Source organism: Arthrobacter sp. YAF17 (genome assembly GCF_052113365.1).
Classification (GTDB): Bacteria; Actinomycetota; Actinomycetes; order Actinomycetales; family Micrococcaceae; genus Arthrobacter.
Map to the genome: position 1 here is coordinate 190,731 of NZ_JBFRDB010000001.1, position 21,663 is coordinate 212,393.

The 21,663-nt window shown below is 65.7% G+C and carries 23 protein-coding genes; 11 read left to right on the top strand and 12 right to left on the bottom strand.

Features of this window, described 5'->3' with window-relative positions; translation table 11 throughout:
• Nucleotides 1–26: 26 nt before the first annotated feature.
• From AB4Y67_RS00935 to AB4Y67_RS00950, 4 genes are all read right to left on the bottom strand, one after another.
• A complete protein-coding gene (locus tag AB4Y67_RS00935) occupies nucleotides 27–1,454 on the bottom strand; it encodes a hypothetical protein (RefSeq protein ID WP_441403944.1) in 1,428 nt (475 codons plus the stop codon).
• A gap of 111 nt (nucleotides 1,455–1,565) precedes the next feature.
• Nucleotides 1,566–1,787 carry an SHOCT domain-containing protein gene (locus AB4Y67_RS00940; protein WP_441403945.1) on the bottom strand — a complete coding sequence of 74 codons (222 nt, stop codon included), beginning with the start codon at nucleotides 1,785–1,787 and terminating at the stop codon, nucleotides 1,566–1,568.
• Between the two features lie 29 nt (nucleotides 1,788–1,816).
• The gene (locus AB4Y67_RS00945) at nucleotides 1,817–2,245 is read right to left on the bottom strand and encodes a DUF6325 family protein (RefSeq protein ID WP_441403946.1); all 429 of its coding nucleotides are present in this window, start codon (nucleotides 2,243–2,245) and stop codon (nucleotides 1,817–1,819) included.
• A gap of 344 nt (nucleotides 2,246–2,589) precedes the next feature.
• Entirely contained in the window at nucleotides 2,590–3,153 is a 564-nt protein-coding gene (locus AB4Y67_RS00950) for a potassium channel family protein (RefSeq protein WP_441403947.1), read from the bottom strand.
• 248 nt (nucleotides 3,154–3,401) lie between these two features.
• Between AB4Y67_RS00950 and AB4Y67_RS00955 the strand changes: the two genes are divergently transcribed.
• From AB4Y67_RS00955 to ribA, 4 genes are all read left to right on the top strand, one after another.
• Nucleotides 3,402–5,930 carry a LuxR C-terminal-related transcriptional regulator gene (locus tag AB4Y67_RS00955; protein WP_441403948.1) on the top strand — a complete coding sequence of 843 codons (2,529 nt, stop codon included), beginning with the start codon at nucleotides 3,402–3,404 and terminating at the stop codon, nucleotides 5,928–5,930.
• A gap of 136 nt (nucleotides 5,931–6,066) precedes the next feature.
• On the top strand, nucleotides 6,067–6,453 hold the full coding sequence (locus tag AB4Y67_RS00960; RefSeq protein WP_441403949.1) for an SHOCT domain-containing protein: 387 nt from the start codon (nucleotides 6,067–6,069) through the stop codon (nucleotides 6,451–6,453).
• 31 nt (nucleotides 6,454–6,484) lie between these two features.
• Nucleotides 6,485–7,951 carry a cardiolipin synthase gene (gene cls / locus AB4Y67_RS00965; RefSeq protein ID WP_441403950.1) on the top strand — a complete coding sequence of 489 codons (1,467 nt, stop codon included), beginning with the start codon at nucleotides 6,485–6,487 and terminating at the stop codon, nucleotides 7,949–7,951.
• Between the two features lie 187 nt (nucleotides 7,952–8,138).
• Nucleotides 8,139–10,046 (top strand): GTP cyclohydrolase II RibA, encoded by a 1,908-nt coding sequence (ribA, locus tag AB4Y67_RS00970; protein ID WP_441403951.1) that lies wholly within the window; start codon nucleotides 8,139–8,141, stop codon nucleotides 10,044–10,046.
• A 6-nt stretch (nucleotides 10,047–10,052) separates the two neighbouring features.
• On the opposite strand, the gene AB4Y67_RS00975 is transcribed toward ribA, so the two are convergent.
• From AB4Y67_RS00975 to AB4Y67_RS00985, 3 genes are read right to left on the bottom strand one after another with little or no spacing between them, the layout of a single operon-like run.
• Complete coding sequence (locus tag AB4Y67_RS00975) at nucleotides 10,053–10,748, bottom strand: DsbA family protein (protein ID WP_441403952.1); 696 nt, start codon at nucleotides 10,746–10,748, stop codon at nucleotides 10,053–10,055.
• A complete protein-coding gene (locus AB4Y67_RS00980) occupies nucleotides 10,745–11,500 on the bottom strand; it encodes a cation transporter (protein WP_441403953.1) in 756 nt (251 codons plus the stop codon). The genes AB4Y67_RS00975 and AB4Y67_RS00980 overlap by 4 nt, the downstream gene beginning before the upstream one ends.
• Entirely contained in the window at nucleotides 11,497–11,823 is a 327-nt protein-coding gene (locus AB4Y67_RS00985) for an ArsR/SmtB family transcription factor (protein WP_441403954.1), read from the bottom strand. Before AB4Y67_RS00985 ends, AB4Y67_RS00980 begins: the two co-directional genes overlap by 4 nt.
• Before the next feature lie 460 nt (nucleotides 11,824–12,283).
• On the opposite strand from AB4Y67_RS00985, the gene AB4Y67_RS00990 reads away from it, so the two are divergent.
• Both AB4Y67_RS00990 and AB4Y67_RS00995 read left to right on the top strand, forming a co-directional pair.
• A complete protein-coding gene (locus tag AB4Y67_RS00990) occupies nucleotides 12,284–12,586 on the top strand; it encodes a DUF4193 domain-containing protein (protein WP_441403955.1) in 303 nt (100 codons plus the stop codon).
• 61 nt (nucleotides 12,587–12,647) lie between these two features.
• On the top strand, nucleotides 12,648–13,664 hold the full coding sequence (locus AB4Y67_RS00995; RefSeq protein ID WP_441403956.1) for a hypothetical protein: 1,017 nt from the start codon (nucleotides 12,648–12,650) through the stop codon (nucleotides 13,662–13,664).
• A gap of 84 nt (nucleotides 13,665–13,748) precedes the next feature.
• On the opposite strand, the gene AB4Y67_RS01000 is transcribed toward AB4Y67_RS00995, so the two are convergent.
• Together AB4Y67_RS01000 and AB4Y67_RS01005 are read right to left on the bottom strand one after the other, a co-directional pair.
• Nucleotides 13,749–14,726: a dienelactone hydrolase family protein gene (locus AB4Y67_RS01000; protein ID WP_441403957.1), complete on the bottom strand. Its 978-nt coding sequence runs from the start codon at nucleotides 14,724–14,726 to the stop codon at nucleotides 13,749–13,751.
• Between the two features lie 42 nt (nucleotides 14,727–14,768).
• On the bottom strand, nucleotides 14,769–15,536 hold the full coding sequence (locus AB4Y67_RS01005; protein WP_441403958.1) for a TetR/AcrR family transcriptional regulator: 768 nt from the start codon (nucleotides 15,534–15,536) through the stop codon (nucleotides 14,769–14,771).
• A gap of 105 nt (nucleotides 15,537–15,641) precedes the next feature.
• On the opposite strand from AB4Y67_RS01005, the gene AB4Y67_RS01010 reads away from it, so the two are divergent.
• The 4 genes from AB4Y67_RS01010 (at nucleotide 15,642) to AB4Y67_RS01025 (ending at nucleotide 19,388) form a co-directional block, all read left to right on the top strand.
• Nucleotides 15,642–16,352, top strand: coding sequence for a DUF2306 domain-containing protein (locus AB4Y67_RS01010; RefSeq protein ID WP_441403959.1), 711 nt, complete (start codon nucleotides 15,642–15,644; stop codon nucleotides 16,350–16,352).
• A gap of 117 nt (nucleotides 16,353–16,469) precedes the next feature.
• On the top strand, nucleotides 16,470–17,483 hold the full coding sequence (locus AB4Y67_RS01015) for an isopenicillin N synthase family dioxygenase (RefSeq protein WP_441403960.1): 1,014 nt from the start codon (nucleotides 16,470–16,472) through the stop codon (nucleotides 17,481–17,483).
• Between the two features lie 122 nt (nucleotides 17,484–17,605).
• Nucleotides 17,606–17,860, top strand: a complete 255-nt coding sequence (locus AB4Y67_RS01020; protein WP_441403961.1) for a hypothetical protein — start codon at nucleotides 17,606–17,608, stop codon at nucleotides 17,858–17,860.
• Nucleotides 17,861–17,990: 130 nt separating this feature from the next.
• Nucleotides 17,991–19,388, top strand: coding sequence for a DUF222 domain-containing protein (locus tag AB4Y67_RS01025; protein WP_441403962.1), 1,398 nt, complete (start codon nucleotides 17,991–17,993; stop codon nucleotides 19,386–19,388).
• Between the two features lie 97 nt (nucleotides 19,389–19,485).
• On the opposite strand, the gene AB4Y67_RS01030 is transcribed toward AB4Y67_RS01025, so the two are convergent.
• The 3 genes from AB4Y67_RS01030 to AB4Y67_RS01040 all read right to left on the bottom strand — a co-directional run bounded on the left by AB4Y67_RS01030 (nucleotide 19,486) and on the right by AB4Y67_RS01040 (nucleotide 20,936).
• Entirely contained in the window at nucleotides 19,486–19,833 is a 348-nt protein-coding gene (locus tag AB4Y67_RS01030; protein WP_441403963.1) for a hypothetical protein, read from the bottom strand.
• Between the two features lie 160 nt (nucleotides 19,834–19,993).
• On the bottom strand, nucleotides 19,994–20,500 hold the full coding sequence (locus AB4Y67_RS01035) for a hypothetical protein (protein ID WP_441403964.1): 507 nt from the start codon (nucleotides 20,498–20,500) through the stop codon (nucleotides 19,994–19,996).
• 49 nt (nucleotides 20,501–20,549) lie between these two features.
• A complete protein-coding gene (locus AB4Y67_RS01040; protein WP_441403965.1) occupies nucleotides 20,550–20,936 on the bottom strand; it encodes a hypothetical protein in 387 nt (128 codons plus the stop codon).
• Between the two features lie 197 nt (nucleotides 20,937–21,133).
• On the opposite strand from AB4Y67_RS01040, the gene AB4Y67_RS01045 reads away from it, so the two are divergent.
• The gene (locus AB4Y67_RS01045; RefSeq protein ID WP_441403966.1) at nucleotides 21,134–21,613 is read left to right on the top strand and encodes a universal stress protein; all 480 of its coding nucleotides are present in this window, start codon (nucleotides 21,134–21,136) and stop codon (nucleotides 21,611–21,613) included.
• Nucleotides 21,614–21,663: the final 50 nt, after the last annotated feature.

Consider the following 21,663-nt stretch of genomic DNA (forward strand, 5'->3'; position numbering starts at 1 on the left):
CGCACCTGTGCCTTGTGATTTCCGGCTTAGGGCAGGGGGAGCGTCGGATTCGATACCTCAGGGGGCGCGGCCGTCACAGGCACACTGGACGGGCTGCCCGGCACAGGCGCTCCGGCATGTTCAGCGGCGACGGCAGGCCGGCACAGCAACTCGATCACGAGGATCGCCAGTCCGGCTAGGACGGCCGTCCAGATGGCGACGGCCGCCGTCGGATACTGCCAGAGGATGAGAACGAGAATGGCGACGCCGATGACGGCGGCCTCCAGGATCCGGCGGTAACGGGCCAACCAGTGCTGCCAAGGCCTGGGCTGCCCGGCCCCCACCTTGCCGGTCACGTAGTCGCCGGCCCGTGCCAGTCCTTGCCGGACGGACTCGGCCGGGCGCGAATGGCCGGTCAGGAAAGCGGCGATGGCCATCAGCAAACCTACAACGAAGACAAACCGCACGCCGGTCCGGAGCGGCACCAGGAGGGTATCCACGAGGCTTTGGGCCGCCGCGGGGGAGACGGTGGCAGACGGGATTGAGCCGAGGAAGATGTCCAGGCCGATGGTGAGCGCGAGGGCCAGGAGAGCCATGGCTATCGCTATCCCCAACCCGACACGGCTCGTCGTACGCCGCCTCCAGCCGCGTGGCGCCACCGCGATGGCTCCGATGGCGCTCAGCACCGTCATCCACGCCAGGATGGGGGCGGTCCGGTCCAGGGTTCTGATGGCATCCGTTGCCCTGACGAGTTCGGGGGACTGGAGCAGCGTGATCTGTGCGTTGACTTCCGGAATTCTCGCCGCGATGTCCACGCCTTGCTCGACAAGGAGTGTCTTCACCCGGGCGATGATTTCCTTCGTGGAGATTGAGACTGTGCCGCTCTCGTCGATCGTCACGGTTCCGCCCGTGTTTCCGGTAGCCAAGTTAACGATTCCCTGATGCGCTACCCGGTTGACCTGGGTCCAGAGATCCTGGAACTGCGGACTGGCGACGAATCTGGACACGGCAGTGTGGATCAGCGACTTGGTCTGCTCAGCAATGGCTGGTGCCAGCCCGGAGATTACGGCGGCGACGCGGGGTGCGACTTTGCTCAGTTCGGTCATCGCGTCGCGGGTGATGCCTTCGATGTCGACTGCTTCGGTGATCTGGGTGGTGACCTTGTTGGAGATCTCCGCCTGAATGGCAGGATCCGAGGCCAATGGCGCGACGGTGGCCACGTAGCGGTCAGTGTCGAGCACTTCGCTGCGCAGGTACAGGGCCGGCACGGTGGCGAAGGCCAGAATGGCGGTCAGGACCACCAGGACGACGGCGATAATCCGGCGGGCTAACCCCGATCCGCGGCCCGGCGGCTTCAGGGCAGCCTCGCTTGCACGGTCCTTTTCGAGCTGAAGGCGGGCAACTTCGGCGCGCAGCCTGAGGATTTCTGCCTGCTCCGGGCTGCCGGCGCTGTTGGCGCCATCGTGGAGTGTCATGGCAGTCCGGCCTTCAGTGTGTGAACAGCGGCTGGATTGCTCGATCGCTTCACGGTAACCACCTCCAACGTCTGGGTTCGGTTTAGGGTGCCTGGCGCCGCAGGGCTGGCGTCACATCAGTAGCCGGGATTTCGCCGCGGTGAATTCGGCCTCGGTGAGCATTCCGGCGCTGCGCAACTCGGCGAGGCGCGACAGCTGGTCCGCGAGTTCTCTTCCGCTTCCCGGTGTGGGAGCAGCCGGTGGTGGAGCATCCCTGGCCGGAGTGCCTTGGCGCGCGGCCGCCCGGGCAACGGTTCCGAGCAGCCCTGGCCTCCCGGCTCTGGCAAATGGCATGAGAGGTTCCTTCTGTGGGTGGGTCCCGGTCAAATTGTTGTCACACCGTCGGCTTCAAGCGCCAGGACTGCTTCTTCGTCGGGGATCCTGGCCTGCAGGGCCGTTACACCGCCCGAGCGCCGCACTTCCTCTGACAATCGGTGCGCCCAGCGGTGTTCCACGACGGCGACCAGCGCCATCTGGCTGTTTCCGATTGTCTCCGCCGCGATTGAGATGTCGGCGTCGCTAAGAAGCGTCATGGGCCGTGAATCAAGGATCATTCCGGACCAGGCTGCGGGCAGACCGTCGTGCAGGTCGCGGACGTGCACAACGCCTGCCCGATCTCTGCTGACCAGGACCAGATCCGCGAGTGCAATAGCTCCCGATTTGACCGTTTCGCTGAACGCCTTGACCACGCTTGCGTCGATGGCCGGTTTCGGAAACGCACAGATGATCACTTCCAAGGGGCCGATTTTCATCTGGAACTCCTGTCCGCGCGTCGTGCAGTCCTTCAGTCGTGACAATCCCTATTGTTCTCTGGCCCCATCCGCCCGGCCCCACCCGCCCGGGGTGATCTGTTGTCCGGCGGAGGAACTACAGGTGGTCGGCGCATTGATCTGCGCGCCTCCCCGCAGGCACGTTTTTGGAGGGAGTGGCGGGCGCCTGCACGTCCATCCCCGGGCCTTTCCACGGAAGTTGTCCGCGCCGAGGGTTCCGGCGAAGCATAATCACCCCTTTCGGGTGAGCGTCCGCGCGTGGCCAAAGTGCAGGACCGCGCAGACGGGGGAGCGTGCATTGTGGGCCGCGCGGCCAAGGCCACGGTTCAGGGATGGCTCAGCCGCCGGCCCGCCGCGAAGAAGGCAACCTTGGCGACCAGGACGAGTGCACCCAGGCCGGCAATCATCTGTACTGTGACGACTGCCCGCGCGAGCTGGCTCACGGGGGTGATGTCCCCAAATCCGACGGTGGCGAACGTGACGGTGGTGAAGTAGAGGGCGTCCATCCTGCTCAGGGGCTCGGTAAACGCCAAAGGGTCCGTGGTGGACATCGAGGTGTAAAGGAATGCAAAGAGAAACAGGAACATCAGGACCGTCTCGACGACGGCTTCGGCCGCACGGACCTGGGGTACCTCTGCCGCAATGATCATTCGCAATTGCAGCGCCAAAGCGCTTAAGAATACGAGCAGAATTGCCAGCAGGCGGATCCATGCCGCCGAAGGATTGTCCTCGTCGAAACCACCGATGGGGACAGTGGTGTAGAGGAGGACGAGCAGTGCGAGGAACGCAGCGAGCCGGAGCGCTGCGACCAAAAAGACGTGCCACCTCGTGGTCCGGTCCAGTTGACGGACAAAAACCGGAGGCTTGCGGCTGCCCTTCCTAGTGGCCATGACTGATGTTACCCCGCGCAGAAATTCCCGGGCGGGGGGCTGCGGGAACGGTATTTAATGGCCAAAGTGTTTTGCGCAGGAGTGCAAGGACTAGGACCATAGGACCCTATTGCACGCCCTTGCACTTGCCTACCATCAATTACGTGGGAGAGCCGCAAAATTCCGAGTGGGCTTCTGGTCCCCAATTCAAATTCCGGCCTCCTCTGCGCGGCTTGGGCCCACTAGAGCGCCCGCGTCTTGAAAACGCTTTGACGGCGGCAACTGATGCTCACCGGCTGACGCTGGTCGCAGCCCCGGCCGGCTACGGCAAATCGACCCTCTTGGGCGATTGGGTCCGGAAAAGCGATCTCCAGTGCGCCTGGCTGTCTCTGGACCGTTTCGATACCCAGCCGGCACGGCTCTTTCACGGTGTGGTCGGGGCGGTTCAGGCTGCTGCCGGACAGGTTTCCCTGCCCGGCAATGATGTCCTGATGGCGCTTGACCAGGGCCTCGCCCCGGACCGCGCTGCTTCCTATGACCTGCTGCTGACGGCTCTGGAGCAACTCACGGAGCCGATTGTCCTAGTCATTGACGACCTCCATCTGGCCGGGCCGGAACTGGCCAGCGGAGTGGTCGGTGTGCTCGCTTCCTCGGCCCCGCCCGCCCTGCGGCTTGTCCTTGCCGGGCGGGGGCATCCCTCGATCCAGTTGGAGCGGCTACGGTACGGCGAAGGCCTTGGCGAGATAGGTGCCGCCGAACTCGCGTTCACACGGGGCGAAATCGCCGATCTCGCCACCCTGCTCGGACACGAGGCGGACTTCGACGCCGGGCCGCTCTGGCAACTGACTGGCGGATGGCCGGTTGCTGTCCACGCCGGTCTCAGCACGCCCTCTCAAGGGGGCAATGTGCCCGGCGTGATGGCGGATATCGTGCCCGTGCACGTACCACTCTCTGATTACATCGCGGAGGAAGTCCTTGACCAGCTGGATTCGCCACTGGCGGACTTCGTCCTTCGCGCCACCACCTGCGACTGGCTTGGCCGCCGGCTCGCCGTCGAGCTTCATGGCCTGCCCGACGGCGGCATGTTGCTCGAGGCATGCCTGCGCGATGGGCTCTTTATTGAAGAGTACGAACTCCACGCCGGGGAATCCACATACCGTTGGCACCCCCTGTTCGCAGCCCAGTGCCGTCGAATATTGGAGCGGAGGGACCCGCTTCTCGCCGAACGCCTCCACCGGACAGCGGCGCGCTATTTCCAGGACAGCGACGTGTGTGAGTGCGTGACCCATGCCCTGCAGGGCAATGCGCCAAAGCAGGCTGTCGCTTCTCTCGGAGAGCACTGGCTCCAGTTCTTGCTGTGCAGCGGCGCCCACGCCCTCGAGCAAGTGTGCCGGGACATGCCGGCCCCGTGGAACGAAGATCCCGAGATCCTCATTGTCCTTTCCGTCTGCCGGGCCCTTGACGGTGATGGGGGTGCTGCCACCGAACTCGCCCAGCGTGCGCTGTCGCGCACCTCGGTCCTGGATGATGTGCGCCGACGGAAGTTCGACAAGTGCCGGGCCCTCTTGCAGCCGTTTCCTGCGAGCGCAAGGCCTGATGTGCACACCCCGGCCGCCGACGGCCGGTCGCGTGCCGACGAGGCCGTGGAGGTGCGTCCCGCCACCTCGTCAGGCCTGTTCCTTCTGGCCCAAGCCGAGTTCAGGATGCACCGCATCGGGGACCAAGCGGGAGTACTTCTCCAGCTGGCCGAAGGCGCGGCCAACCAGTGGGGGGTGTTGGAAGTTGGCTCCACAGCAGACCTCGCGCTGGCATTCGCGGTAGGCGGCGACCTTGAGACGGCGGTCGATTTGGCGACGCAGGCGTTTGAGCGGGCTGACGGGTTGGGGCCGGGTGCGCAGGATCAAATGGCGGCAGCCTGGCTGGCATGGGGAATCGCCTGCTACTGGAGAGACGAGTTGAACGGTGCCAGGGCCCATCTCGCAAAGGCCCAGCGCCTTGGCAGCAAGTTATTCCCCATCGGCCCCCTCAGCATCGTCTACAAGGTCCTGGTCGACTGCGCCACTGGCGATCAAACCCATCTTGCCGAATCCAGCGCGGCCTTGGAGGCGGTCCACGACCAAGGACTTTATGGAATGTCCTGGGCGGATTTCCACACCATCGCCAGGGCAAAGATTGCTGAAGCCAACGGGGACCTGGATGGCGCGTTGACGATGGTCGCCCCTTTGGGGGCGGGCGGGCATGCCCCCTTGGTGGACGTGCTCCTGGCAGAACTCCTGCGTCGTGGAGGGGAAGCCGGCGTCGCCGAGCTCTGCGCTAAGGCGCTGACTGATCGGCACCGAAACCGTTACCTGGACACCAGTATGAGTCTGACCGAGGCCCTGCTGGCGCAAGAGGCCGGGGATGAGGCCCAAGTCCATGAGCGGATAGAACACGCGGTTTTTCGGGCCGAACCCCAGTCAGTCCTGCGCCCCTTCACCGAGAGGAGGGACGAACTGGCGGACCTGCTGATTCGGCACGCGGTATGGGGTACCAGCCATGAATCGTTCATCGCGGCCCGGATGGCACGCCACGCTGAAGGTCAGCCGCACCTGCGCACCCGCTCCTATTGGACCCTTACAGACCGCGAGCGTGAAGTCCTGGCCTACATGCGCTCAGTGATGACCGCGGCCGAGATCGCCGATGCCTTGTACATTTCCGTCAATACCGTCAAGACGCATGAGCGGTCCATCTACCGCAAACTCGGCGCAGCCGGTCGGCGCGATGCCCTCAAGACGGCCGCCGAACGCGGAATCGTCTGAACTTGACCGGTCGGGGAGGACCGTCAGGATTTCACCCGCAGCGGATGAGGACCAGGCCTGGTTTGACGCCAACAATGGTCGTACCCGCAGCCGCGTCCGCTAGCGGCGCCGCAATAGTGGAAAGCAGGGCAGCCAGATGAGTTTCTGGGAGAACTTTTGGGACATCTTCTGGTGGTTCTTCACCGCGAGTGTCTTCGTTGCCTACCTGTTTGGGATATTCGCGATCATCGGCGACCTCTTTCGCGATCACGGCCTGAGCGGCTGGTGGAAGGCCGTCTGGATCTTGTTCCTCTGCTTCCTGCCCTTCGTGACACTGCTCGTGTATCTGGCTGCCCGCGGTGACGGGATGGCCGAGCGTTCCGTGAAGCGGGCCCGGCGGGACCAGGACGACGCCGATCCCTACATCCGCACCCTGGCCGCCGCGAGCCCCAGCGAGGAGATTTCCCGGGCCAAGGCGCTCCTGGACGCAGGAACCATCAACGCAGACGAGTTTGAAAGAATCAAGAGCCGGGTGCTGGTCTGACGTGTGCAGCGTCGAAGGGCCTTAGGTAACCGTGCGCGGATTCTTCCAGGATCCCGAGGCTGTCGCTGCACTCCTGCTGGCGGTCCATATCTTCCTCGTGGCCGTCGCGGCTGTCCTTGTGTCGGTGAATCGACGCCCTTCCTCGGCAATCGCCTGGGTGCTCGCCATTATTTTCATACCGTTACTCGGTGCCATCGCATTTTTCTTTGTGGGGTACGCGAAACTGCCCAAAGTCCGCCGCGACAAGCAACGTGAGGTCAATGAACTGGTCCTGGCGCGGACGAAGGGGAGCCCGCTCATCAGCAACGGACATGACTGGCCGGCGTGGTTGCATTCGGCAGTGACGTTGAACAGCAACCTGGGGGCGCTGCCCATGGTTTCGGGCAACAGCGCAGAGCTCCTGCCCGACTACAACGGCACCTTCGATGCCATGATCGCGGAGATCGACGAGGCGGTCAGCTATGTACACGTTGAGTTCTACATTCTTGCCCTCGATCCGACCACGGAACCGTTTTTACAGGCGCTGGCCCGGGCCCGGGAACGCGGCGTTGACGTGCGGGTGCTCTCTGATCACTTGGCGGGCCTCATGTTCCCGGCCCGGAAGGAAACCATCAAGTACCTTCAGGACGTGGGGGCGGAATACCACCCGATGCTGCCCGTGCGGCCGTGGCGGGGCGAGTGGCAGCGGCCGGACCTGCGCAATCACCGGAAGATCGTCGTCGTCGATGGCCGCGTTGGATTCACCGGATCCCAGAACCTGATCGACGCCAGCTACAACAAGAAGAGCAACCTGAAACGCGGGCTCAGGTGGCACGAGCTGATGATGCGCCTCGAAGGGCCAGCTGTCCGCGAGCTGGATGCGGTGTTCGCGACGGACTGGTACAGCGAAACGGACATCATCCTGCCGCTGGAGTACGGTTCGATCGTCCACAGCCAGGGTTCTGTGCTCGTAGATGCGCAGGTCCTGCCCAGCGGTCCCAGCTTTGACAACGACAACAACCTGAAGCTTTACACCACGCTCATCCACAAAGCCGAACGCCGTGTCAGCATCACGAGTCCCTACTTTGTGCCGGACGAATCCATCCTGATGGCTATTGTCACGGCCGCAGCGCGGGGCCTCCGCGTCGATCTCTTTGTGTCCGAGGTCGGTGACCAGAGCTTGGTGTACCACGCGCAGCGTTCCTACTACGAGGCGCTGCTCCGCGCCGGCGTCAGGATCTACTTGTACCGGGCCCCGCAGGTACTGCACTCGAAGCACTTCACCATCGATGAGGAGGTGGCGGTGATTGGGTCCAGCAACATGGATGTCCGGTCCTTCAGCCTCAACATGGAAGTCTCCGTACTGGTGCATGGGCGCGGTTTTGTGGACTCGATTCGTGAGGTCGAAGACCAGTACCGGGCCAACAGCCTGGAGCTGCAACTCGAGGACTGGCTCCGCCGGCCAGTGTCCCAAAAAGTGTTCGACAACCTGGCACGCCTGACTGCATCCCTGCAATAGGGTATTGGCAAGCCCGACGGCGAGGCCATGCAAGCCGCCTGCCATGCCGCCAACCCGCCGCGCGGCACATACGCTTTGACCGCGTCACATCACTTGCAACGCACACATCCTGCCACTAACTTTTAACTTGAATCTTCAAGTACTTGTGCGATTGGATGAACATGCCCTTGCCCCTGCTGGACCTGTCGTGACCGTATGGACCGTCGCGCCGGCGCTTGGCGCCGCCCCGGCAACAGTGCGCAGCCAGGTGACTGTTCCGCTCCGCTTTCCGGACGGCTATGCCGCCACCGCCGAAGTATTGACGTTCCGCGGCCTGGCCGACGGCAAGGAGCACCTATTGCTCGCATTGGGCGAATGGGAGCAAACGCTGTTGCATCATGCCACGGAGGGGCAGGCGCCACTGGTCCGCCTCCACAGCGAATGCCTCACCGGCGACGTGTTCGGCAGCGAGCGCTGCGATTGCGGACCACAGTTGCGGGAGGCCGTTGAGCAGATAGCCGCCGCCGGAGGGTTCCTGCTCTACCTCCGCCAGGAGGGCCGCGGCATCGGCCTCTACGCCAAACTCGACGCCTATGCCCTCCAGGACGCCGGACTGGACACGTACGAGGCGAACCTTGCCCTCGGCCATGGCGAGGACGAGCGGGAATACGCCGCCGCAGCACAAATGCTTGGCGCCCTCGGCGTCACGAGTGTCCGCCTGCTCAGCAACAATCCGGACAAGGCGGCCCAGCTCACGGGCCTCGGCATCGACGTCACTGTGCAGCTCCCCACCGGAGTGCACTTGTCCCAGGCCAATCACCGTTACCTGACTGCGAAACGCGACCATACCGCCCACACCCTCGACCTCCCGGACGCCGTCGGGTCCCGGCCCGAAGCCGGCACCGGCGAGCCCCTGGCCGCCGCACCGGCCATGGGCAGTGCGGCGCCCGCCGCCGCCGTCCCCACCCATGACGACATGCTCGGCCGGATTGACGCGCTCACGGCCCGGCTGAGGGGGCGGGCCGAGGAAACGGAGCACATTCGCCGAATTCCCGAATCCACCATGGCGGAGCTGAGGGACGCCGGGGCCTTCCACCTGCTTTCTCCGAAGGCTGTCGGCGGATATGGCATGGGTGTGGAAACGTACGCGGAGGTCGTCCGCCGGCTTGCCCGGGGCTGCGCCTCCACCGCCTGGACCGTTGGGCACCTGATCGAGCACGTCTGGATGCTGGCACGTTGGCCGCAGGAGGTCCAGGATGAAGTCTTCGCGGACGGGCCAATTCCCCTGGCGGCTGCCACCGGGGCCCCGGTGGGGGTGGCGGAGAAAATCCCGGGCGGTTACGCCATTTCGGGTACGTGGAGCTTCGCCTCAGGCGTGATGCATTCCGGGTGGGCCCTGCTGGCTGCGCAGCACAACGAAACGCGATTGCAGTGCCTTGTCCCGATTTCCGACGTCGAAGCGCTGGACGTCTGGCACACCGCCGGACTGAGGGGGACGGGCAGTAATGACATCCGGGCGGAGAAGTTGTTTGTCCCGGAGCGCCGAACGCTGGACTGGGCTCTTCTCGGCGCGGCGGACAACCCCGGGAGCCTTATCCACCGTGATCCCATCATCCATACCCCCATGGCCGCGCTGCTGAACCTGGTGGCACCCTCCGCCGCCCTGGGTGCTGCCGAACACGCCGTCGATCTGTTCCGGCAGCAGATGCGGGTGCGCAAGGTAAAGAACACGTTGGAGGGCCGCCAGGCGGATTCGCCGCTCGCGCAGGCCCGCTTCGCGCAGGCTTACGGGCTGGTGGTCACCGCGAGGCTGCACTGGGAAGAAGCTGTCCGGGTTGTCTCTGCCTCGCACAAACGTCGGCCTTCAATGCTGATGGACGAGCAGCGCGCCCAGTATCGGCTGTCCCTCGCGCTCAGCGGGGAAGCGTCCGCGGAGGCGGTCCGTCTTGTGATGACGGGATCAGGAGGGAGTGCCCAGCGGCTTTCGCATCCCCTTCAGCGGATCCAGCGCGACGTGAACGTTTTGCTCAGCCATCCCACCCTGAGCAGGGATCCGATCCTGGAACAGGCGGGCCGCGGCCTGCTCGGTGTCGGGTTCACGGTTCCCGCGTTCTAACAGCGCCTACCGGGCGGCGTCGGTGAGCATCTGGCGGAACTCAGCCTCCGTGTTCAGCACCAGCTTCTTACCGTTCAGGAAGAACGTGGGCGTGCCCTTGACCCCCAGTGCTGTCCCGTCCACGACATCCTTCCGGATACGTTCCCTGGTCTTTTCATCTGCCACTGCGGCGTCATACCTGGCCAGGTCCAGTCCCAGTTCCTCCGCGTAGCCGCGGACCACGGGTGCCTGGGAATCCTGCTTTCCGCCCCACTCGGTCTGGGTTTCGAACAGCTTCGCTGTCATCTCCCGGTACTTGCCCTGCTGCGCGGACGCTTCAACGGCCAAAGCGGCAGTCCCCGAGTTCCGGTGGCCGGGGAGGGGGAAGTAGCGGTTCACGAAGGTGATGCGGTCGCCGTACTCCTCCTTCAGTTCCTCGACGAGCGGATGGGCAGCGCGGCAGGATTCGCATTCGAAGTCCAGGAACTCGACCAACTGGGCCTTCTCGACGGCGGGTGAGGTCAGCCGGTGGCTGTCCTCGCGGACCAGCTGAGCATTGGCCGCCGGCTGCGGGGCCGCCGGGGCAGGCTTGTTCAAGGAGAAGACCGCGTACCAGAGAAGGCCGGCCGCGACGACTACCCCCATCAGGATCCAGAGAACCAGGCGCACCTTTTTCGCTGGGTCACTCGGGGCCGGGTTGGGTTCTAGCGTGGTCTGTGTCATCTGTGCGGACTGCTTTCGTGGTCGCGGTGGGTGTCGGGTTCGTTCGGAAGTGAGGGTGCGGCAGGGGGAGCGCAGTCGCCGCAGCAGTCGCCGTCGTCGTCCGGCTCCGCTGCATCCAACGGATGGGGCACGGCACAGCAGGCATCGCCCTTCCATGCGTTGATGCCTTCGCGGACTGCGATCGCGGCAATGACCAGCGCCGCGCCGGCGTCCGCCCACCACCAGCCCAGCGTGCTGTTCAGCACGAGGCCGAGCAGCAGCACCCCGGAGAGGTAAGTGCAGAGCAGGGTCTGTTTGGAGTCGGCCACGGCCGTCCGTGAGCCGAGCTCCCGGCCGGCCCGCCGCTGCAGCCAGGACAGCACGGGCATAATGGCGAGGCTGACCGCCGCAATGATGATGCCCGGCGTCGAATGCCTGGCCTCACCGCCGCCGACCAGTGAGGTAACAGAGTCGACGGTGACAAAGGCGGCGAGGGCGAAGAAGGAGATCGCGATGATCCGGAGGGTGAGGTGTTCGCGGTGTTCCGGATCCTTGGCGGAGAACTGCCACGACAGGGCAACGGCGGACGCCACCTCGATCACCGAATCCAGGCCGAAGCCGATGAGTGCGGAGGAGTCGGCGATTCCGCCGGCCCAGAGGGCGGCGGCGGCTTCAATGACGTTGTAGCTGATGGTCGCAGCGGCGAACAGCCGGATGCGCCGGCTCAGGACGGCGTGCCGGGCCGGCTTCGGCTCCAGCCGAAGCGCCGTCATGCCAGGCACGTCCCGTCGGGTGCGCAGCAGGCGGGGTCAACGGCGAGGACGACGCCGAGCAGGTCGCCGATGGCGTGGCCCAGCCGCGCGTCGGCCAGCTCGTACCGGTTCCGCCGGCCATCCGGAACCGCAACCACCAGGCCGCAGCCCCGCAGGCAGGTCAGATGGTTGGACATGCTCTGCCGGGAGACTTCGAGGGAATCGGCGAGGTCTGAAGGATAGGCCGGGCCCTGGGCTAGGGCGAGCAGAATCCGTGCCCGGGTCGGGTCGGACACGGCGTAGCCGAACCGCGCCAGCACCGGCGCGTGCGTGAGGGATTCCATGCACCAAAAGTACAGCCGTGGATGTATTCAGGCAATTGTGCGCCGAGCGTTGAGCTTGCGGTGACGCTGCCCGCCGGCGTGTCAGGGTCCGGGCCAATTCCCGGAATTGTTGAAGCGGCACGCCTGGCGGCTGCATTGCCGGGCAGTCACCCGCCAGTCGGGCTGGCTGGAAGCAATTGGGCGTTCGTCCTTCCAGATCGGAATGACCCTCGAGCCGCACTCCCGGCAAGGCGGCTCCACATGCGCGCGCCTTTGCGCTTTGTTCATAATTTCCCCCAAGAAACTCTGCCAATCGAAGCTTAACTCTATCGATTGTACAAATAAATGGGGTGTCACGGTGGACCGGAGGGCGGTCCCACGCAGGGTCCTGACCGGAAGTTCATCGCGGGGAGGGAATACTGGAGCAGTCCTGTCTGTTGAATACCTATCCGAGCAATCCGAAGAAGAGAGAATCACCCCCGTGGCAACCGATTACGATGAAGTTCGTTCCGACGTCAAGGAATCGCAGGAGAGGTCCCTCGAGGCCCTGCAGTCTGCGAACGCCCCCGACGCCCGCAGTGTGGTGCGTGAGTTGGATGAGGCGGATTCGCTGGACGGTGCGATGGTCCCGGGCGGGGAAATTGTTGCCGAGGAGCTGACCGTCCAGGTCATCCCGCAAGCGAACGACGAATTTACCTGTTACTCCTGTTTCCTGGTCCGGCACCGCTCGCAGATAGCGCGCGAGAAGAACGGTCACGCCTACTGTATTGACTGCGAAGGCTAGTTCGTTCCCGCAGGCCGGACTGGGTCTGTGACCGACTGGCCGCGGGCACTACAATCGCGGCATGACCGTACTGGACTGGCTGCTGGATTCTGATCCTTCCGTTCGATGGCAGGTGCTGCGGGACCTCGCCGGCGCCCCGGCCGACGTCGTTACCGCCGAGCGAGCGAGGGTGGCCACCGAAGGCTGGGGCGCCCGCCTGCTGGCGTTGCGCGGTGAGGACGGTCAGTGGGCGCAGGGCGCGTATTTCCCCGGGCGAGGCGGCGATCCAGACGCCGGACCTTCAGCGGAGGCCGGCGTCCCGGACGGCCAGGCGGAAGCCGGTGGGCACGACGCGCCCGACGACGGGAGCCAGCCCTGGACGGCCACCACGTACAGCCTCCTGCAGTTGCGTGACTTCGGCGTCGACCCGGCGAGCGACCAGATGCGCCGGACCGTGGCGCTGGTGCGCGACAACTGTCGTTGGGAGGAGGGCGGGCAGCCCTATTTCAGCGGCGAAGTCGAGCCTTGCATCAACGGCATGACCGTTGGGCTGGGAGCCTACTTCGGCCAGGAGGTCGACGGCGTGGTTGCCCGGCTTGTCAGTGAGCAGCTCAACGACGGCGGGTGGAACTGCTGGGCAGAGTATGGCGCAGTGGTTTCATCGGTCGCGACGACGATCAACGTGCTGGAGGGGCTGCTGGCGCACGAGCAGGCAACCGGCGGCTCCGCGGAATCCATCGCTGCCCGGCGGCGGGGCGAGGAGTATCTGCTCGAACGCGGGCTGTTTCGGCGCAAGAGCACGGGTGAAGTAATTGACCCGGCCTGGCTGGAGTTCACCTTTCCCACCCGCTGGCACTACGACGTGCTCCGCGCCCTGGAATACTTCCGGTCCGCAGGTGGTCCGCCCGACCCGCGGTTGGCCGAGGCAATCGAGCTGCTCCGGTCCAAGCGACTGCCGAACGGCGCCTGGCCGCTGGAAAACACGCATCCCGGGAAAATCCACTTCGAGCTGGAAGACGGTGACGGCCGGCCGAGCCGCTGGAACACCCTGAGGGCGCTGCGGGTCCTGCAGTGGTACGGAAACGGAGCGCACCCTTAGCCAGTACGCCCGCTGCGTCCGGTGCCGTGAGCCGGAACCGCCGCTTCGGCTCCCCGTCGACGTCAGCGTGCCGCCAGAGCATGCTCAGACGTACCGGGCGAACCAGGCCAGCGTGTCGTTCCAGGCCGCGGTGGCCTGGGCCTCGACGTAACGCGGTCCGGTGTCGTTGTGGAACGCATGGTCGACGCCGGGATAGACCGTGAGCTGGTGGCGGACGTCCGTGGCGGCCAAGGCATCCCGCAGCGCGGGCAGGGCACCGGTGATCCGTTGATCCAGTTCGGCGTAGACGCCGAAGACCGCCGGCTTGATCGCTGGAACCTTTTCCAGATCGGGGGAGGGCCCGTAAAACGCCGCGGTCGCCTTCAGGCCGGTAAGCTCCGTCGCGGCCTGCCAGGTGATGCCCCCGCCGAAGCAGTATCCGGTCATGGCGATCCGGTCGCTGTCGACGTAGTCCTTGGACTGCAGGTAGTCGAAAGCAGTGGAGAAGTCCGCGACATGGCGTTGGGCGCCGGCTGCCGTCAGTGCTCCGGGGACGGCGTCGCGGTCCATCGTGGCCGTGCCACCTTCCCTGCTCAGCAGGTCCAGCGCCAGGGCCGCGTAGCCGGCCTTGGCAAAGCGGCGTGCCACATCCTCGATGTGCGGGGTCAGCCCGCGGTTCTCGTGGCAGATCAGGACTGCCGGGCCGGGTGCGCCCGATTCCGGCCGGGCGAGGTAGGCACTGACGTCTGTTCCGCCGGCCGGGAATCTCACCGTTTCCGTCGCGATGCCCGGGGTGCCCTCAGGAACAGAGAGGGGGCTCTTGGCCCCCGCCACCGGGCCGGCGGAAGCGGCGCCGTTTCCCGCGGCCGACGACGGGGTGCCAGGTGTGGGCATGGGATCGGTGCTGCGCGGGACTTCCTCGGGTGTGCAGCCCACCAGCAACATCGCGGCCGACGCCCCGGCCATGCTGCCGGTGATAAAGGCCACCCGGCGCGTGAAGGTGCGCTGGCTCATGGCACCGGCGCGGAAATCGTCGAAGAATTCCTCGATCAGGTACTTCTCGAACTTGCCAAGCGTGTTCATGAGGGGCCTCCTGGAGTGTGCGCACATCCTCCTCCGAAGTCCCTATTCAGGCAAGGGCGCGCCTTGCTGGTCTGCGGCCTTGACGCGGTCACGCTTCGCCCGCATCGAGGACCAGCCCTGCACGTGCAGCCGCTCAAAGCCGTCCAGGAGCAGATCAAGGGCAAATTCGAACTCAAACTGGTCGTCGCAGCCGTGCCCGACGACCGAACCCTCGTCGTGGGGCGTCGAGGTGGCGATCGCCACGATGTTCGGATACCGCGCGGCCATCTGCTGGAACATCGCCGCCTGGGCTTCCGGCGACACCTCTGCCGGGGACTCCGCCGTCGTTCCCGCCGGGTCGTCGAACAGTTCCTGGGTGAAGCCCCACATGCGGCCGCCGATGGCATGCATCACATGGTGCGTAAGGTCAGCCGAGAAGCCGCCGGCCAGGAACATGCCCGTGAATGATTCCATGTAGTCAAGGACGGCAGGCGTCTTGTTGGTGCGGGATTCAACTGCCTGACGGGCCCACGGGTGCCGCTGCAGCGCCCGCCTCGCCGAGAGTACCCGCAACCGGACGGCGCTCTTCCAATCCGCATCGGGCACCGGGGGATCGATCTCGCCGATGAGGGTGGCGACCATCCCGTCAAGAAGTTCTTCTTTGTTTGCTACGTGCTTGTAGAGCGCCATTGGCACCACGCCCAGCTCTTCGGCGAGCCTGCGCATGCTGAGCGACTCAAAGCCCACTTCATCAGCGAGTGCAACGGCGGCCCGCAGCACCCGGTCCCGGTTCAGGGGAGTGCGGCGGGTGGCCTCCAGCTGCTGAGTCATCCGACAACCTTTCCCTAGCGGTCCGCTCTTGACAAGTGTACCCCGTACACCTACCGTGATTCCCATTAGTGTACGCCGTACACCCACAGAATTGAGGACCCGGCCATGACAACAAAACCCAGTGTCGCCCTCCAGGCCATCAGGCGTCCCGGGCCGCAGTGGCCAGTGCCGGCAGCCTTGATTCTCCTGAGCCTCATTCCAGTGATTGCCGGGGCGGCGCGGCTGACGGAGTTGACCGGGGGGGCTGCCATCACGCCGCAGAACGCACGGTTCTTTGCCTCGCCTGTCCCCGTGGTGGTCCACATTGTCAGCGTCACCATCTACAGCCTGCTTGGCGCATTCCAGTTCCTGCCCGGCCTGAGGGGCAGGAACAGCTGGCACCGCATCGCCGGAAGTGTCCTCATCCCCGCCGGCCTGCTCGCAGCGCTCTCCGGCCTTTGGATGTCGGCGTTCTACGCGCTCCCGGATGGAACCACCGACGTCCCCATCCGGCTGTTCTTTGGCTCGGCAATGCTCGTCAGCCTCATCCTCGGGATCGTCGCGATCCGGCGCCGGGATCTCGTCCGGCACGGCGAGTGGATGACGCGCGGCTATGCCATTGGCGTCGGCGCCGGAACCCAGGCCCTTGTTATCTCCGGCTGGTTGCTCCTCGTGGGCGTGCCGGGCGAGGTGGTCCGGGCCCTGCTGATGGCAGCGTCCTGGGTGATCAACCTCGCGGTGGCCGAGTATGTCATTCGTCGACGCTCCCGGCGCTCGGCCCGGACGCACCGTCCGGCCGGCAGGTCCGTCTGGACTGTTGCCGGGATCGCGCGGTGAACACAGGGGTGGAATGTCTTAATTCGACATAAGAATGCCGTCCGGCGCGGCCAGGTCCGTAACATTGAAGCTATTACGGTCCCCGACTTGCCAAGTTCATTGAAAAGGACTAATAGATTGCCACTCGAATCATTGCCCGTCCTGGACTTCTCCCGCCTGAGTGCCGGCCCGGAGGAAGCCACGCGGTTCCGGAACGACCTGCGCGACGCCATGCACGAGGTGGGGTTCCTCTACCTGTCCGGTCACGGGATCCCGCAGGAGCTGACGGATTCCATGCTCGATGTGTCCCGACGCTTCTTTGAGCTGCCCGAAAAGCAAAAGCTCGCGGTGGAGAACGTGCACAGCCCGCAGTTCCGTGGTTACACCAGGGTCGGCGGCGAGCTCACGGACGGTGCAGTTGACTGGCGCGAACAGATCGACATCGGCGTCGAACGTTCGGCCGTGGAGCCGGGTCCCGGCGTCGCTGACTACTGGCGTCTGGAAGGACCCAATCTGTGGCCGGACGCCCTGCCCGAAATGCGGGAGATTGTCTCCGAATGGACCGAACGGCTGAGTACCATCTCGCTGACGCTCCTGCGGGCACTGGCGGTCTCCCTGGGCGCGCCGGAAGACACCTTTGATGCGGCCTTCGCCGCACGGGCCTTCCCGCTGCTCAAGATTGTTCGGTATCCGGGGGAGTCCAACCCGGAGCCCAAACAGGGCGTTGGTTCTCACCGCGACGGCGGGGTCCTGACACTGCTGCTCGTGGAGCCGGGGAAGGGTGGACTCCAGGTTGAGTACCAGGGGCAATGGATCGACGCCCCCCAGGTGCCGGGAACTTTCGTGGTCAATATCGGCGAAATGCTCGAACTGGCAACGAACGGCTACCTCAAAGCGACGCTGCACCGGGTGATCTCGCCTTTGCGCGGCACTGACCGGGTTTCCCTTCCGTTCTTCTTCAACCCGGCGCTGGATGCGACCATGCCGCAGCTTGCCGTGAGCCCGGAGTTCCAGGCCAAGGCCCGCGGGCTGTCCGTCGATCCGACGAACAGCCCGATCCTTGAAACCTATGGAGACAATGCCCTCCGCTACCGGCTCCGGGCCCACCCCAATGTGGTCGCAGAACACCACTCGGACCTGCAGAACAGCTGAGCCGCCCGGCCGCGGGTACGCTGCGCGGGGGATCAGGCGGCGAGGGCAGTTAGACTCCGGGTGTCAGCGCTGGTCGAGGTCCTCTGGGGGAAAGCTTGTTCAACCGCAGCCAGATAAGGTTCATGCTGGGAATCGTCCTGATTGCCATCGGCATAGCGGTCGCCTTTGCCGTGCGTGCAGTGTCCTTTGCCCGGTACATGCACCTCGAAGACCTTGGCCTGGATGTGGATCCTGCCGTGGGTTCGGAACTGTTCAGCCAGATCGTGGCCCCAACACTCGTTGAACGGACGTTCGTCTACGTGTCGTTGGGCCTTGTCCCGGCTGGCCTGGTGCTGCTGATCCTTGCTTGGCGGCTTCGCTCCCGGCCTCCCACATAGTCCCGTTCAGGTGAGTGATTCAAGACGCATGGAGCGGCGCCCCAAGGGTCCCAACAGCCAGCGACCAGCAGGAAATTTGAGGGCGTGCGGACGGCCGAAAATTGTCGCAGGTGACCGATAGCCTGATTCCATGGACGGCAATCTTGGGCCCGACGAGGCTTCGGCAGCAGCTGGCACGGCGACGGTCGCGGATGTGGTCCGGGCGCTGGCCGCTGTCCGGCCCGCACGAGACAGTGTCGGGCTGATCAACCAAATCCGGGAACTCGAGGACGCGAAGTCCGCCGCGGCCGCGTCGCAGGCCCGCCTGTCCGTCGCCTTCGATCTGCTCCAGCGTCGTGAACAGTCCGACGCCGGGATGCCCGCGGCCGAGCTCGGGGCCGGGGTGGGCGCGCAGGTCGCCCTGGCCCGGCGGGAATCCCCGGCCAAGGGCAGCAGGCTCCTGGGGTTGGCCAAGGCGCTTGTTACGGAGATGCCTCGCACTCTTGCCGCGCTGGATAAAGGAAAGCTCAACGAATGGCGCGCGACGATTCTGGTGCGCGAGACTGCCTGCCTGTCCGGCGCCGACCGTGCCGGGGTGGACGAGGAGCTGGTCGCCGACGCCGGGACGTTCGACGGCGCCGGGGACCGGGCCATCATCGCCGCGGCCAGGGCGGCAGCCTACCGGCGGGACCCACGCACGGTCACCCAGCGTTCCAGCCACGCCGCCACCGAACGGCACGTCAGCATCCGCCCGGCCCCGGACACCATGTGCTACTTCACCGCCCTGCTCCCCGTCTCGGCCGGTGTCGCGATGCACGCGGCCCTGACCCGGCACGCCGACTCCCTGCGTTCCGCCGGGGACCCCCGGACCCGCGGCCAGCTCATGGCGGACTCCCTTGTTGAGCGAACCACCGGCACTCCCGGCGGGATCACCGGGATCGAGATCCAGCTCGTCGTGACCGACCGCACCCTGTTCCAGGGCGACATCGAACCCGCCCGCCTCCCGGGCTACGGGATCGTCCCCGCCGGCTGGGCCCGGGAACTACTCAAACGTGGAGGAAAATCGGCCGGCGCCCGCCAGGACCCAAAGCACGGAACCGGACCAGGCGGCGGCGTGGCAGGAATAGGCGCCGGCCGGGCACGAGCAGAGGGAACGGACAAGGCCACGGACACCGCCGACGACGACCGTGACCTTAGCGTCTGGCTTCGCCGGCTCTACACTGCTCCCGGCGCCAACGGCGCCGGGCTCTGCGAAGCCTGCAACCACACCAAGGAAGCCTCCGGCTGGAAGGTCCGACACCGGCCGGGACCCCGGCACACACTCGAGATCCAGACGCCCACCGGCCACACCTATCAGTCCGCTGCGCCACCGTTACCGGAGACAAAACTGGCCCCTCCACGGCGCACCGGTCCACCCCGCACCAGAACTGCTCCGTCTGCCGGGCAGGCAGTTGGTCCGATCGCCGAAACCAGCAACCACCGCCGCACACTGAGACACCAAGCCAAGACCCGTAAACTTGCCGCCAAGCGACATCCCGTGGCCGCGTAGAGACGTCGGGTGATACTTTCCAGCTTGCGTCTGGGCGGCACTCCCGAGCGTCCCGGCGATGGCAGGTGTCAGTTCCACGCACCCCGACCGACTGAACCTACCGCGTGATGGTCAACGGCTTCGTGGGTAGCACGCAGGACACCCTTTCAAGGGTGACGGCCGCACCGGCAACCCGGTTGTTCCTGCCGGTGTCATCGCACCAATCGATGTTGAAGGGCATCGCTGTTATGGCTGCCTCGCCGGCGGCGGTCCCGGCCGGTACGTCAAAACCGTAGCTGAAGCTGCCGGCGTCGTTCATCGGGGCGGTCGCGGTCAACACTTCCACGCCTGTGGCGTCGGTCATGGTCACCTGGATCCGGGCGTCCTGGCCATAGCGCGGGTTGCAGGCGGCGTCCGGCGCCGTCACCGTGACCCGGTCGCCCGGTTTCGCGCTCGACGGTGCCACGGAAAATGCCGGCGGGAAACAAGGCGGCGCCCCGCCCCCGGAGGTGCTGGATGCGCAACCCGACACCCCGGAAGCCAACAGGATGCCGCACACCGGCAGGAGCTCCCGGAACCGGAGGCGACGGCGGCGGGCGGGGTGCCCGGGACCGGCCGCCAGAGCCTCAGGCACGGAGCTTCTCCCGCCACCCGGCAGGTCGCAAGAGTGCCAGCGCCAGGAGGGCCAACAACGCGAGTCCGCTTGCCAGATACAGCATTCCGCCCCACGGGGCATGATCGCCGCCCGACGTGGCAAACGCATCAGCAATTCCCATCCCGCCCGTAAACGCCACGAACATGTGGGACGGGGCCGCGAGGACCAGCAATGCCAGATAACCGGCGACCACGTGACGCGCGCGCGGGGCTCGTTCAAGGATCGTGCCGATCAGGCCGACAACTGCCAAGGCCACCCCGACCGCACTCCAGGCGATCACACGCGGCGCGCCCAGGGTCTCGCCGGCGGCGTCCATGGCTGCATAGATTTCGCCAAGAGTGGCGCCGGGGACTGCCGCCAGCGGATTCCACACAAGGCTCTGGCAGGCGCCGGCTAGCGAATACGCGGTCAGCACCGCAGAGCCGACACCCGCGGCAAGGACCGCGCGTCGCTTCGGAAGATTTCCCCCATGATCCACGCGCAAAAAACTACCACCACCGGGCAGCTTGGCCGGAGGGAAAGCGCCGTCAATTGAGCGAGAGGATGAGATAAAGGGCCGTAAGTACCAGGACAGTAGGCGTCATAACGAGTCGCTCCGGTTTGCTGCGGGAGATCCCGTTCATGACGATGCCGAGTCCGAAGTATGCCGTGAGGACCCACGCGGCGACGCCGGTGACGGTGCCGTTGATGAGCGGTGGCGCCAACACGGCCTTGGCCAGTGCTGTGTAGGCGAAAAGAGCGTACAGGGCGATGGACACAGCGCTGGCAACCCTCAGCTTCTTCGGAAGGACTGTGTGTCCTCCGCCCCAGGCCAACCTCCCCAGCGGTGCCCCTGCCGCGAGGGCGGCCTGGAAAATCGCCAAGCCGGCCAGGATGACGCATGCCAGTAGTGCGGAAAGTTGGTCTAAGGCCATCAGGAACTCATCTTCCATGGAACTGCCGGGGCTGCTGCGGCGCAGCCGTTGCCGCAAAAATAGCAGTACCACCCGCGAATTTCGGGGAACCTGATGCGGCCGACTCCGGTCGCTGGCTATCCTGACCCCATGGACGTGCTGGCAACCAGGGGCGCAGGCCTCCTCTGATGGGTTCCTCCCGCTACAATCGCCGGCCCGTGGCCGGCGGCGAGTGGCCGGCCGGCCCGGTGGTGCTGGGCGTTGCGTGGGAACCGTCCGGACACGTGATCCGCGCGGGCACCAGTTTGGCTGCCCGGCTGGGCGCACACCTGATTTGTGCGTTCGTGGACCCTGCCAGCTATCTCACTGAATGGGAACCCGCGGACTCCAGGACAAGTTCCTCCCTCGATCCGGCCGTCAGCAGCGAAACGGACTTCCCCTCCGGCCGTGTCCGCGAAGGACTCCAAGCCATCCTGGGACCGCCGGGGGAGGACTGGTCGTTCAGGGTGCTGAACGGCGCGGTTGCCCCGGCGCTGGGCCGGCTGGCGGAGAGCACCGACGCGTCAGTGCTGATCGTCGGCGGAGACCGCCCTGGCCGGCTCGCTGCCATGGAGCGGATGCTGGAGGGATCGGTCAGCGCGGAGCTGGCCAGCCTGCAGTCCAGGCCAGTCCTGGTCATTCCCGCCCTGGACCCGTGACGGCCAGGCCGAGGCGGGCGCGCCGCCGTCCGGCGTCGTGGACGAAATCC

What these genes read in the sequence shown, in the direction of transcription:
- AB4Y67_RS00935 (WP_441403944.1), bottom strand. Translation starts at nt 1,454, where the DNA reads ATGACACTCCACGATGGCGCCAACAGCGCCGGCAGCCCGGAGCAGGCA.
- AB4Y67_RS00940 (WP_441403945.1), bottom strand. Translation starts at nt 1,787, where the DNA reads ATGCCATTTGCCAGAGCCGGGAGGCCAGGGCTGCTCGGAACCGTTGCC.
- AB4Y67_RS00945 (WP_441403946.1), bottom strand. Translation starts at nt 2,245, where the DNA reads ATGAAAATCGGCCCCTTGGAAGTGATCATCTGTGCGTTTCCGAAACCG.
- AB4Y67_RS00950 (WP_441403947.1), bottom strand. Translation starts at nt 3,153, where the DNA reads ATGGCCACTAGGAAGGGCAGCCGCAAGCCTCCGGTTTTTGTCCGTCAA.
- AB4Y67_RS00960 (WP_441403949.1), top strand. Translation starts at nt 6,067, where the DNA reads ATGAGTTTCTGGGAGAACTTTTGGGACATCTTCTGGTGGTTCTTCACC.
- AB4Y67_RS00975 (WP_441403952.1), bottom strand. Translation starts at nt 10,748, where the DNA reads ATGACACAGACCACGCTAGAACCCAACCCGGCCCCGAGTGACCCAGCG.
- AB4Y67_RS00980 (WP_441403953.1), bottom strand. Translation starts at nt 11,500, where the DNA reads ATGACGGCGCTTCGGCTGGAGCCGAAGCCGGCCCGGCACGCCGTCCTG.
- AB4Y67_RS00985 (WP_441403954.1), bottom strand. Translation starts at nt 11,823, where the DNA reads ATGGAATCCCTCACGCACGCGCCGGTGCTGGCGCGGTTCGGCTACGCC.
- AB4Y67_RS00995 (WP_441403956.1), top strand. Translation starts at nt 12,648, where the DNA reads ATGACCGTACTGGACTGGCTGCTGGATTCTGATCCTTCCGTTCGATGG.
- AB4Y67_RS01000 (WP_441403957.1), bottom strand. Translation starts at nt 14,726, where the DNA reads ATGAACACGCTTGGCAAGTTCGAGAAGTACCTGATCGAGGAATTCTTC.
- AB4Y67_RS01005 (WP_441403958.1), bottom strand. Translation starts at nt 15,536, where the DNA reads ATGACTCAGCAGCTGGAGGCCACCCGCCGCACTCCCCTGAACCGGGAC.
- AB4Y67_RS01010 (WP_441403959.1), top strand. Translation starts at nt 15,642, where the DNA reads ATGACAACAAAACCCAGTGTCGCCCTCCAGGCCATCAGGCGTCCCGGG.
- AB4Y67_RS01020 (WP_441403961.1), top strand. Translation starts at nt 17,606, where the DNA reads ATGCTGGGAATCGTCCTGATTGCCATCGGCATAGCGGTCGCCTTTGCC.
- AB4Y67_RS01025 (WP_441403962.1), top strand. Translation starts at nt 17,991, where the DNA reads ATGGACGGCAATCTTGGGCCCGACGAGGCTTCGGCAGCAGCTGGCACG.
- AB4Y67_RS01040 (WP_441403965.1), bottom strand. Translation starts at nt 20,936, where the DNA reads ATGGCCTTAGACCAACTTTCCGCACTACTGGCATGCGTCATCCTGGCC.